This is a genomic window from Amycolatopsis pithecellobii (assembly GCF_009707865.1).
Lineage (GTDB): Bacteria > Actinomycetota > Actinomycetes > Mycobacteriales > Pseudonocardiaceae > Amycolatopsis_E > Amycolatopsis_E pithecellobii.
Genome location: NZ_WMBA01000036.1, coordinates 65,133 through 76,447, shown reverse-complemented (window position 1 = coordinate 76,447; position 11,315 = coordinate 65,133). Strand labels below are relative to the sequence as shown.

General features: G+C 67.9%; 13 protein-coding genes. 7 read left to right on the top strand and 6 right to left on the bottom strand.

Annotated elements, in window-relative coordinates; genetic code table 11:
* Positions 1-237: 237 nt before the first annotated feature.
* The 3 genes from GKO32_RS22025 to GKO32_RS22015 are packed head-to-tail and all read left to right on the top strand — an operon-like array spanning position 238 to position 1,399.
* Positions 238-441, top strand: a complete 204-nt coding sequence (locus GKO32_RS22025) for a hypothetical protein (RefSeq protein ID WP_154758774.1) — start codon at positions 238-240, stop codon at positions 439-441.
* A gap of 51 nt (positions 442-492) precedes the next feature.
* Positions 493-831 carry a hypothetical protein gene (locus GKO32_RS22020; protein WP_154758773.1) on the top strand — a complete coding sequence of 113 codons (339 nt, stop codon included), beginning with the start codon at positions 493-495 and terminating at the stop codon, positions 829-831.
* Complete coding sequence (locus tag GKO32_RS22015; RefSeq protein ID WP_154758772.1) at positions 818-1,399, top strand: carboxymuconolactone decarboxylase family protein; 582 nt, start codon at positions 818-820, stop codon at positions 1,397-1,399. The genes GKO32_RS22020 and GKO32_RS22015 overlap by 14 nt, the downstream gene beginning before the upstream one ends.
* 73 nt (positions 1,400-1,472) lie before the next feature.
* Here GKO32_RS22015 and GKO32_RS22010 read toward each other — a convergent pair whose 3' ends face one another.
* A complete protein-coding gene (locus GKO32_RS22010; protein WP_154758771.1) occupies positions 1,473-2,045 on the bottom strand; it encodes a TetR/AcrR family transcriptional regulator in 573 nt (190 codons plus the stop codon).
* Positions 2,046-2,129: 84 nt separating this feature from the next.
* Between GKO32_RS22010 and GKO32_RS22005 the strand changes: the two genes are divergently transcribed.
* A complete protein-coding gene (locus GKO32_RS22005) occupies positions 2,130-2,849 on the top strand; it encodes an SDR family oxidoreductase (protein ID WP_154758770.1) in 720 nt (239 codons plus the stop codon).
* A 281-nt stretch (positions 2,850-3,130) separates the two neighbouring features.
* On the opposite strand, the gene GKO32_RS22000 is transcribed toward GKO32_RS22005, so the two are convergent.
* Positions 3,131-4,045 (bottom strand): LysR family transcriptional regulator, encoded by a 915-nt coding sequence (locus GKO32_RS22000; RefSeq protein WP_154758769.1) that lies wholly within the window; start codon positions 4,043-4,045, stop codon positions 3,131-3,133.
* A gap of 182 nt (positions 4,046-4,227) precedes the next feature.
* Here GKO32_RS22000 and GKO32_RS21995 point away from each other — a divergent pair, with 182 nt between their 5' ends.
* Both GKO32_RS21995 and GKO32_RS21990 read left to right on the top strand, forming a co-directional pair.
* Positions 4,228-4,371, top strand: a complete 144-nt coding sequence (locus tag GKO32_RS21995) for a hypothetical protein (RefSeq protein WP_154758768.1) — start codon at positions 4,228-4,230, stop codon at positions 4,369-4,371.
* A gap of 257 nt (positions 4,372-4,628) precedes the next feature.
* Positions 4,629-6,629, top strand: a complete 2,001-nt coding sequence (locus GKO32_RS21990; protein ID WP_312868293.1) for a DUF6351 family protein — start codon at positions 4,629-4,631, stop codon at positions 6,627-6,629.
* Between the two features lie 69 nt (positions 6,630-6,698).
* Here GKO32_RS21990 and GKO32_RS21985 read toward each other — a convergent pair whose 3' ends face one another.
* Genes GKO32_RS21985 through GKO32_RS21970 form a run of 4 tightly spaced genes read right to left on the bottom strand, consistent with a single transcriptional unit; the run spans position 6,699 to position 9,609 of the window.
* Positions 6,699-7,529 carry an SDR family NAD(P)-dependent oxidoreductase gene (locus GKO32_RS21985; protein ID WP_154758766.1) on the bottom strand — a complete coding sequence of 277 codons (831 nt, stop codon included), beginning with the start codon at positions 7,527-7,529 and terminating at the stop codon, positions 6,699-6,701.
* 33 nt (positions 7,530-7,562) lie between these two features.
* Positions 7,563-7,964 (bottom strand): MaoC/PaaZ C-terminal domain-containing protein, encoded by a 402-nt coding sequence (locus GKO32_RS21980; protein ID WP_312868292.1) that lies wholly within the window; start codon positions 7,962-7,964, stop codon positions 7,563-7,565.
* The gene (locus tag GKO32_RS21975; protein ID WP_154758765.1) at positions 7,961-8,419 is read right to left on the bottom strand and encodes a MaoC family dehydratase N-terminal domain-containing protein; all 459 of its coding nucleotides are present in this window, start codon (positions 8,417-8,419) and stop codon (positions 7,961-7,963) included. The genes GKO32_RS21980 and GKO32_RS21975 overlap by 4 nt, the downstream gene beginning before the upstream one ends.
* A 2-nt stretch (positions 8,420-8,421) precedes the next feature.
* A complete protein-coding gene (locus tag GKO32_RS21970; RefSeq protein WP_154758764.1) occupies positions 8,422-9,609 on the bottom strand; it encodes a lipid-transfer protein in 1,188 nt (395 codons plus the stop codon).
* A 129-nt stretch (positions 9,610-9,738) separates the two neighbouring features.
* Here GKO32_RS21970 and GKO32_RS21965 point away from each other — a divergent pair, with 129 nt between their 5' ends.
* Entirely contained in the window at positions 9,739-11,286 is a 1,548-nt protein-coding gene (locus GKO32_RS21965) for an acyl-CoA synthetase (RefSeq protein ID WP_154758763.1), read from the top strand.
* Positions 11,287-11,315: the final 29 nt, after the last annotated feature.

Here is an 11,315-nt window from a genome sequence, read left to right as displayed (position 1 = left end):
GGGGGGGGGGGGGTACGCGGCGCGGCTGCAGGAACTCCCGACGGGCGACGACACGTACTGCATGATGTGGTGGCTCGCCGGGCGGCCTGCTTCCGCGAACCGGGAGCGGCGTCATCGTCGAGCTCGGGGAAGAGGCGGCTCGCGGACCGTCTTATCCCGGGGTGGCCTATGTTGCGGTATCCGTCTCCGACCTCGAATCCGTGCGCCGGTATTTCGGTCCTCAGCGACCAGGGGATCATGAACATCGCGCTCGGCTACCGTGACCGTGCGACGATGGAGCGTGATCTCGCCGCGGCAAAATCCCGCGGCGCCACCGCGACGGCAGACATTCCGGACGCCGCAGGTGGCGTCTACCTGCGGATCGTGGACCAGCTGTCCCTCGAACTGCTGCTGGTGCCACCGGAACTCGACAGCTCATACGGATTCGAACCCCAGTCGTAAAGCGACTACCGTCCACACGAGACCGGATTTCGACGGTAGGGGAGGGGTCGTATGAGCGCGAACACCGGCGTCCCGCACCGCGATCGCGCGGAAGCGTTGCGCGCCGCGGTGGCAGGCGACAGGGGAGTGACGGAAGCGTCGGTACGGACTGGCGCGGCAGCACGAGCCGCCGGTGGGCCGGCCATTGCCGAGCCGTATGACAACCTCGCGCGACAGATCGGTGAGGTGTCCTACCGCGTGACCGACGCCGATGTCGAGGCCGTCCGGGAAGCAACGGGCAGTGACAAAGGGGCGTTTGAAATCGTCATGTCCGCGTGTATCGGTGCGGGACTGGCCCGCTGGGATACCGCTGCTCGCGCCATCGAGGAGGCAACCGATGCGTCTGCCTGAAGTCGAGCGCGGTGACAGCCTTCGTAACAGGGCGCTGATCCGGATCATCTCCATGGTCCTGGGCACGCGCCTCCCGGACGCGGCCCGCGTTGCCTTCTACCACAAAGGCTTCGTCGGCTCGGCCCTCGGCGCGTGGACCCAGGACGCGATGCGCGGACCGAGCCAATGGTCCGTGGCGGAGCGGGAACTGATGGCCGCCATGGTCGCCAGGTGGAACTCGTGCCCGTTCTGCATCGGGGCGCATCGCGCCATCGCCGTGCGCGGTATGGACAAGGCGGTGGTGGACGCCTGCCTCACCGACTACCACACCGCACCCATCTCGGCGCCACTACGCGCGACGCTCGCCTTCCTGGAAACGATGACCCTGCGCCCGGGTGAACTGCGCGCCGCCCACGCGGAAGCGGCGATGGCGGCAGGGGTGAGCCGGCACCAACTGACGGACGCGGCGGCGGTCGCGGCCCTGTTCAACATCATCACCCGCTACGCCAACGCCCTGGACTTCGCCATCCCCAGCGATGCCGGATTCGACAAGGCCGCGGGCATGATGCTCAAACGTGGCTACGCCTAGTCGCACCGGGCGGTGAGCTCGAACGGCCGGAGGGGATGGCGGCGCGGATCAGCGAGGCACACGTCGATCGGCGTCATCCCTGTTTGTGGGTGGGCGGCGATTCTGGTATGGCGGCCACGGCGCAGCTGGCGATGGCGAGAAGTTCTTCGGTGGAACCTCCGTCCCTGGCGCAACCGGACATGCCTCGCATGACCGCCAGCAGGAAAGACGCCAGCTGGTCGGGCTGAACGGTCGCCGGGAGGTCGCCGTCTGTGATCCCTCGTGCGATCCGGTCCCTGAGCCGACCGTGGATGTCCTCCCGTTGCGCGGCCAGGCGCGGCTCGGTCAGCATGAGGCAGCCCAGTGGCGTCTGCGGGTCGGTGTGCGCGCGGGCGGTGTCGTCGAGCATGACGGCTATGGCCTCGCGGGCGGTCGGGCGGGCGGCCGCGGAGTCGACAGCTTCACAGGTCCGGCGGAAGTACAAGGCGGAGGCTTCCTCGAACAGGCTGTCCTTGTCACCGAACGCCGAGTACAGGCTCGGGGGAGTTACGCCCATGGCTTTCGTCAGCATCGCGATGGTGGTCTCCTCGTAGCCTGCGCGCCAGAACAACTCGACGGCTGCAGCCAGCGCGGTGTCGCGGTCGAAGCTTCGAGGTCTGCCGGCCATGTCCGCAGCATATCGTAGCGACCGCTATGGAATGTGGTACGGTTGCGTCGCGATTCATAGTGCTCGCTATAGAAAGAGAATCTCATGCAGTTGAAGAACGCCGTGGTGCTGGTCACCGGAGCCAACCGGGGCATTGGCGCCGAATTCGTCGCACAGCTCAAGAAGCGCGGAGCGGCGAAGATCTACGCGGCTTCGCGCAATGCGAGCTCCATCGGCGTGGACGGTGTCGAGCCGATCCAGCTCGACATCACGGACCCGTCGCAGGTCCGGGCCGCTGCCGACGCGGCCGGCGACGTCCAGGTCCTGGTCAACAACGCGGGAATCTCGACCGGTACGTCCATCGTCTCCGGCGACGTGGCGGACATCAGGCGAGAGATCGACACGAACTTCTTCGGTCCGCTGCTCATGACTCAAGCGTTCGCTCCGATTCTGAAGGCCAACGGGGGAGGTGCCATCCTCAACGTCGTCTCTGCACTGTCGTGGTTCACCGCCCCGGGCACCGGCGCCTACGCCGCCTCCAAGGCGGCGGCTTGGAGCCTCACCGACAGTGCGCGGCTCGAGTTGGCGGAACAAGGCACGCACGTCGTCGGCGTCCACATGGGCCTTGTCGACACGGACATGGCCGCGGGCGTGCAAGCGCCGAAGATCTCCCCGTCGGCCTTGGCGGCTGCCGGGCTGGACGCCATCGAGTCGGGTCTCGACGAGGTGCTGGCTGACGACTGGGCGAAGTTCGTGAAGTCCGGACTCACTCTCGGCCCGTCGGAACGATACGAGCAGCTGTTCTCGGCCCTGTCCGCGAACTGACCGGGTTCGGCGAGCGAATTGTAGGGACACGTGACGCGCCGACCGGGCGCATCTCGTATCCGTCGGACTGCCTGGGGGATAGGCGGTCCGACGGACTTGCAAGCTCACGGCCCCTGCCCACACTGGAGACTCGCACGGGAATCGCGACGTCCGGACGCATCACGATCGCCGACTCTTACCGTCGCGACAACCAACCCTGCAGCGCCTTCATCAAGGCCGACCCTGCTTCCGCCGAGGGAGTCTTCACGGCCCTCAGACCTCTGAAAGGTCCGACCACTGGCTCATTCCGGTTCGGCTTGGCGGGGACCCGTGAGATGGGCCTTGGCGTACCTGCGGAAGGCTGCCACCAAGCCGTTCTGGTCGTCGGCGCGGGTGGCCAGCACGACGTGACTGGGTTCGACTCCGACCAGGGGAACGGTGGTGAGGTCGGGCCGGAGGTTGTGGGCATGCACGCCGGCCGAGACGCCCACAGCGCGCCCCGTGGCGATGGCCTCGAACTTGTCCTCGACGGCTTCGACAAGCGGGCCGTCAGGCGCGGGACGTCCGTCAGGCCGTGGGTCGATCCGCCAGAAGGCGCTCCAGAGCGGATCGGACTGCTGGACCCGGGGCATGGGCTCGTCGGCGATGTCCTCGATGGTGACGTACTCCTTGCCCGCCAGACGGTGTTCGACGGACACCACGAGTACCCGGGGTTCGTCGTACAGTTGCGTCACGTGCAACCGCTCGGTCGAGAAGGGTGACCGCGCCACCACCGCGTCCACCCGGCGCTGGAGCAGCGCGGTACGTGGTGCGTTCCAGGCCAGATGCAGAGTGCGCACGTCGGCATCCGGATGCCGGTGGCGCAGTTCGCGCACAGCCGGGGTGACGGTGAGCCCCGTGGTGTAGCCGATGGTGATCCGGCCGGTCCGGCCGGCGGCCCGGGTACACGCCATTGCCTGCGTGGCCGCTCCGACCAACGATTCGGCCAGCGGCAGGAAGACCTTTCCGGCCTCGGTGAGCTGGGTGCGTTGCGCGCTGCGGTCGAGCAGGCGCACACCCAGTTGCTGTTCGAGACGGTGGATCTGCCGGGTCAACGACGGCTGCGTGGTGTGGAGGGCTTCGGCGGCGCGGCCGAAATGGCGGTGTTCGGCGAGGACCATGAAGCACTGCACCAGCCGCAGGTCGAGGTCGACCAATGGAAACGGTGAGGCGGGCATACCAGCAGCGTAACCGGGAAGCACCGATCGACTGACTGAACTGCATCGATACGCCGACCGTATCGGCGGTTGCGAAAAGATCATTGGACCAGTGCGTCTTACTGGCCGGAAGGTGGAAACGCCGGCCGGGCATCGCGTCGCGCCGACCCAGCCATCTGATTGAGCCGAAGGAGTCGCGCACTATGCGCATGTTCGTCACCGGGCCCGACGTGCACCTCGGCGAACTCGACAAGCTGCGGTCCGGCCCCGCATCGGCGCCGGGCCGGCGCGGTCCGGTCGGCCATCGGTGCTGCACGGGGCCGCCGGCTACCCGGCGTGCCGCGTGAACCGGCGTGGATGGCTTCGTGCTGCCGTGTTCTCGGCCTTGGTGGTCGCCCGCTCGCGGTTCTCGTCAGCGTCACCGTCCGCCCGGGACGCCACGCCAAGGAAATGAAGGGACCCAACCTTGAGAAACGATCGAAAAACCCGAGTCCGAACGAAGTTGACCGTAGCCTGTGCCGTATTGCTGGGCGCCGCGGTAGTGTCCCTCCCGGCGTCAGCGGCTTCCGGTTTCGCCGACCGGGCCGCTCCGAGCATCACCGTGGTGTCCAATACGCACCCGGAGCTGGTCAGCGGCAATGACGTGCTGGTGCGGATCACCGCGCCCGATGCGGCCCCGATACGGGTGACCGCGAACGGGCGGGAGATCAGCGGCTTCACGCGTCAGCAGGACGGCTCCCTACTCGGCTTGGTCACCGGCCTGCGCTCGGGCGACAACCACATCACGGCCACGTCCCACGGCCGGGCCGCCGAGCTGAACGTGGTCAACCACCCGGACTCGGGTCCGGTGTTCTCCGGCCCGCGGCAGTCGCCCTACTACTGCGAAACGACCGCGTTCGGCCTCGCTCCGGCCGGCCGGCCGCTGTGTTCCGCACCCACCGTGGTCAGCTACCGATACCGCACCACCGGCGGCGCGTTCGCACCCCTCGCCGACCCCACGGCCCGCCCCGCCGACCTCGCCACCACGACGGTCAACGGCAGGACCGTGCCGTACCTCGTGCGGGTGGAGACGGGCACCATCGACCGCGCCGTCTACCAGTTCGCCGCGCTCTACGACGGTTCCGCCCCCTCGCCGGTGCACCCGGACACGAGCTGGAACAACCGGCTGGTCTACACCTTCGGCGGTGGCTGCGACGGTGGGCACCAGCAGGGCAACACGACCGGCGGGGTGATCAACGACCTGTTCCTGTCCCGCGGCTACGCCGTCGCCTCCTCCAGCCTCAACGTGCTGGACAACAACTGCAGCACGGTGCTCTCGGCCGAAGCGGCGATGATGGTCAAGGAGCACTTCATCGAGACCTACGGCCCGGTGGCGCACACCATCGGCTGGGGAGTCTCCGGCGGCTCCATCCAGCAGTACTCGATCGCCAACGCCTACCCCGGCATCATCGACGGGATCATTCCGGGGCTCTCGTTCCCCGACCCGCTGGGCATCCTCGAAGCCGGGGCCGACTGCGGGCTCCTTACGCGGTTCTTCGCCGGGGCCGGGACCTCCTTCACGGCCGCGGAGCGGCAGGCGGTCACCGGCCACCTCAACAACGACACCTGCGTCTCCTTCGACCACTACTTCGTCAACCGCATTACCCCGGCCGGCAGCTGTAACAACCACATCGCCGTGGTGGACAACGTGATTCCCCCCGCGGACATCTGGAACCCGGTGACCAACCCCGACGGCGTGAAATGCAGTGCCCTCGAGTCCGACGCCAACCAGCTCGGTCGCGACCCGGCCACCGGATTCGTCCGCAGCGTGCTGGACAACGTCGGAGTGCAGTACGGCCTGACCGCGTTGCAGCACGGTCAGATCACGCCGGCCGAGTTCGCCACCCTCAACGCGAGCGTCGGCGGCTACGACACCACCGGCACTCCGGTGGCGTCCCGCACCCAGGCGGATCCCCGGGCGCTGAACGCGGCATACCACGACAACATTCTGAACAGCGCCGGGCAGGGGCTGGGCACCATCCCGATCATCGATGCCCGGATGGACATGGACAACGCCGGCCCCCTGTGGGACACCCATACGACCCAATGGTCGTATGTGACCCGGGACCGCCTGCGCGCCGCCAACGGAACCGCGGCCAACCAGGTGATCATCGAGTACCAGAACACGCCCGACCAGTCGGCCGCCGCGAACTCCTACGCGCTGTCCGCGATGGACCAGTGGCTGACCAACATCGAGGCCGATCACTTCACGCGCAGCCAGCAGGCCAAGGTGATCGCGAACAAGCCCGCCGGCCTCGGTGACGGCTGCTATCTGTCCGCCGGCGACCGCATCCAGGCGCCGCTGACCTACCCTGCGACCGGCCGCTGTGCTGCCACCTATCCGGTGGGATCGGCCCCCCGGCTGCAGGCCGGTGGACCATTGAGCGAGAACGTGCTCAAGTGCGCACTGCGACCGCTGAACTTCGCCGACTACCCGGTGCGGTTCACCCCCGCCGAACAGGAAGAACTGCGCCGGGCATTCCCGAACGGCGTGTGTGACTACACCAAGCCCGGGATCGGCCAGAACCAGAGGCCGGGAGCTTGGCTCACCTACGGCGATCACTAGCGCAGTGATTTCGAAGCCGCCGGGCGAGGCATCCTCGTCCGGCGGCTTCCGGCAATCTTTCCGAGCCGCTCAGAGCGCGAATCCACCGCCACAAACCAGTGTCTGCGCGCTGATGTAGTCGGATTCGGGGATGCACAGCAGGTAGACCGCCCCGGCGGCCTCCGCGGGTGTTCCGGCCCGGCCAAGTGGAATCCCCTGCTCCATGGTGGCGAGCAGATCTGGGTTGACGCCGACCTTGATCTCGCGGCCGTCGATGTCGATCGAGTTGTTCCCGGTTGCGGGGGCTTCGGTCAACCGGGTGCGAATCACGCCGAAGGCGACGGTGTTGACCGTGACGTTGTAGCGCCCCCACTCCTTGGCCAGCGTCTTGGTCAGGCCGGTGATCCCGGCCTTGGCAGCGGAGTAGTTGACCTGCCCGGCATTGCCGCCGAGCCCCGCGATGGAGGAGATGTTGACGACCTTGCGGCACGGCACCTGTTCGCCGGCCGCACGCGCCTGTTTGGCCAGGCGCGAGATCACCGGCTGGGCGGCCCGCAGGATGCGGAACGGCGCCTTCAGGTGCACATCGAGGATCGCGTCCCACTGCTCGTCGGACATCTTCTGCACGACCGAGTCCCACGTGTAGCCGGCGTTGTTGACGATGATGTCGAGGCTGCCGAAGGACTCCACGGCGGTCTGCACGAACCGGTCACCGAACCCGGGCTCGGTGACACTGCCGGCACACGCCACCGCCCGGCCGCCCGCGGCCTCGATCGCCGCGACCGTCTCCTTCGCGGGAGCGTCGTCGAGATCGTTCACGACGACGGCTGCGCCGTCGGCGGCAAGCTTCCGGGCTATCTCGGCACCGATACCGCGGCCGGATCCGGTGACAAGTGCCACCTTCCCGTCGAGTTTTCCCATGAGAGCACACACCTTTCCGGGTAGGGAACGGGGTCAGTCGAGTGCGACGGTCGCGTCGCCGGTGAGGGTCACGGTGCCGTCGGCGAGGGTGACGGCGAGCTCCAGGGTGACGACGCCGTCGTCGATCGCCGTCACCCGCGCGGTGCACGTCGGGACGGCGTGCACCGGGGTGATCGCCACGAACCGCGCCTGGCAGGACCGAATGCGTTCCTGCGGAACCCAGCAGGTGAGCAGGCGGGCCAGGTAAGCCATGGAGAGCATGCCGTGGGCGAAGACGTCATCGAGACCCGCGGCATGCGCCACGTCGAGGTCGATGTGGATCGGGTTGTGATCTCCGGACGCTCCGGCGAACAGCGCCAACGTGGTGCGGGAGATCGGCTCCACGGTCAGCGGGGGCAGTACCGTGCCCACGGTGACGTCACGAGTGAGGGTCACGATCCCGCCTCCGGGTTCCGCACGACGATGGTCGAGGTGGCTTCCGCGATCAGCGTGCCGGTCCTGGTGATCTCGGTTCGCTTGACCAGGAACTCCAGCGCGCCCGCCTTTTTCGTGAACACGTCGGTGATCCGGGGCCGCAAGGTCACGACATCACCGGCGTGCGCCAGGCCGTGGTAGGTGAAGCCCTGCTCACCGTGCAGGATCCGGCGCAGGTCCACGTTCAGCTCGGTGAGCCAGCCGAACGGGTCCGGGGACTCCAGTTCGAGACCGAAGAAGAACGTCGGAGGGATCGGCAGGTCCGGGTGCCCGGCCGCCCTGGCGGCGTCGAGGTCGGAGTAGACAGGATCGGTCTGCCCGGTCGCCGCGGCGAAGAACACCAGCCGTCCGCGTTCGACCGGGACGGTGATCGGCGGCATCCGCAGACCTCGGGCGCGTTCGGCGTCGACGGGCATCCTCAGCTCGCCTTCACGTAGACGGTGACCACGGCGGCGCCGCCGAGGCCGATGTTGTGCTGCAGCGCGACCGTGGCCCCGTCGACCTGCCGGGGGCCGGCTTCGCCACGCAACTGCCAGACCAGCTCGGCACACTGGGCCAGCCCGGTCGCACCGAGGGGATGTCCCTTGGACAGCAGCCCGCCGGAGGGATTGGTGACTACCCGGCCACCGTAGGTGTTGCCGCCGTCGGCGATGAACTTCTCCGCGGTGCCTTCCGGTGTCAGCCCCAGCGCTTCGTAGGAGAGCACCTCGTTGGTGGTGAAACAGTCGTGCAACTCGACCACGTCGAGGTCCTCGGGTCCGATCGCCGCGGCCTCGTACACCTGGCCGGCGGCCGCCTTCGTCATGTCGTAGCCGACCAGTGCCATCGGATCGCCGCCGAAGCTGGAGGAGGTGTCGGTGGTCATCGCCTGGGCTGCGACCACCACATCGCGACGCAGCCCGTGGCGCCGCGCGAAGTCCTCACTCACCACCACGGCCGCGGCCGCGCCGCACGTGGGCGGGCAGCACTGCAAACGGGTGAGCGGACCGAAGACTCGCGGTGAGCCGAGCACCTCGTCGACGGTGACCTGCTCGGTGAACACCGCATACGGGTTGTGCGCGGCATGCCGACGAGCCTTCACCGCGACCTGAGCGAACACCGCGGGATCCATGCCGTATCTGTCGCAGTAGGCCGTACCCGCCGCGCCGAAGTAACGCGGCGCCATCGGAACGTCCGCATCGACCTGCCCGCCCACCGCGTCGAGCACCTCGTCGAACCGCGCGAACGCACTCGGCCGGTCGTCCCACTGCGCCTTCAGCGCGCCCCGCCGCATCTGCTCGAACCCGAATGCCAGCACGCACTCCGCCGCGCCGGACGCTACCGCCTGGCGCGCAAGGAACAGCGCGGAGGAACCCGTCGAGCAGTTGTTGTTCACGTTCAGTACCGGAATCCCGGTCATGCCCACCCGGTAAAGCGCGTGCTGCCCGCTCGTCGAGTCGCCGTAAACGTAGCCCGCATACGCCTGCTGCACCCGGTCCAGCCCGAGCCCCGCGTCGGCGAGAGCGGCCGTCACCGCACCTTCGGCGAGTACGTCATAGGGCTCGCTCCTGCGAGGCGTCGCGAACGGGACCATGCCCACGCCGGCAACGACCACCCGATTCCCCATCACAGCTCCTCAGTCATCGTCATTCTTACTATCGATCATTCACTTAGTAGCGCAAGAATGCTATCTGCAGTAGATTATGACCCTACAGTGTGCTGGAGCACACTTTTGACCATTCACAACGGAGTGACGATGTACCTCACCCAGGGCTTGCACCGAGCGGTCCAGCAGACCCCCGACGCGATCGCGACGATCTACCGCGACCGGCACCGCACGTTCACCGAGATCGCCGGCCGGGTGGCCCGGCTCGCCGGCGCACTGCGCGACCATGGCGTACGGGACGGGGACCGGGTGGCGATGCTGTCGCTGAACTCCGACCGCTATCACGAGTACCTGCTCGCCGTACCGTGGGCGAACGGCGTGATCAACCCGGTGAACGTCCGGTGGAGTCCGGCGGAGATCGCCTACTCATTGCGGGACTCCGGCAGCCGGACGCTGTTGGTGGACGACACGTTCGCGGACACGGTGCCCGCCGTGCGCGCGGAGTGTCCCGAGCTGACCACGGTGATCCATGCCGGAGACGGCGGCACTCCGGAGGGGATGCTGCCGTACGAGGACCTGGTCACAGGGAGCGAGCCGATCGAGGACGCCCGGCGTGGGGGGAACGAGCTCGCCGGGTTGTTCTACACCGGCGGGACGACCGGCCACCCCAAGGGCGTCATGCTCTCCCACAGCAACCTCATGGTGTCGGCTTTCGGCCTGGCGGCCAGCGGATACCTCTCCGCGGGTGAGGTGCGTCTCCTGCATGCGGCGCCGATGTTCCACCTCGCCGACCTGGCGTTCTGGAACGCCGCGACGGCCAGGGGCGGCACCCACGTCATCGTCCCGGCGTTCAAGCCGGTCGAGGTGATGGAAGCCATCGCCGAGCACGAGGTCACCGAGACACTGTTGGTACCGGTGATGATCCAGATACTGATCGACCATCCCGACATCGCCGAGCACGACCTGAGCAGCCTGCGTGCGGTCATGTACGGCGCCTCGCCCATCCCGCAGGCGGTGCTCGAGCGAGCCATGAAGGCACTCCCCAACGCCTCGTTCACCCAGGCCTACGGCATGACCGAGCTCTCGCCGGTGGCCACGCTGCTCAGCCCGGACGACCACAAGGTCACCGAACTCCTCCGCGCCGCCGGGCGAGCCGCCCCGCACTCCGAGGTGCGCATCGTCGACACGAACGACGAAGAAGTGCCCCACGGCACGGTCGGCGAGATCGTCGTTCGCGGCGGCCATGTGATGCAGGGCTACTGGAACCGTCCCGAGGAGACCGCCGCTGCTCTGCGCGGCGGGTGGATGCACACCGGCGATGGCGGGTACCTGGACGACGCCGGTTACCTCTATGTCGTCGACCGCATCAAGGACATGATCGTCACCGGTGGCGAGAACGTGTACTCCGCCGAGGTCGAGAATGCCCTCGCCACACATCCCGCCGTTGCCGCGTGTGCCGTGATCGGCGTCCCGGATCCGGACTGGGGAGAGCGGGTGCACGCTGTCGTCGTCCGGCAACCCGGCCACGAGGTCACGGCCGGGGAATTGCGCGAACACGTCAAGACGCTCATTGCCGGCTACAAGGCACCCCGCACCGCCGAGTTCGTCGACGCGCTGCCGGTGTCCGGGACCGGGAAGATCCTCAAGCGTGAGCTGCGCAAGCGGTACTGGACGGGCGCGGACCGGCAGGTCCAATGACGGCACGGCCGGTCGATGGGGAAGAATTC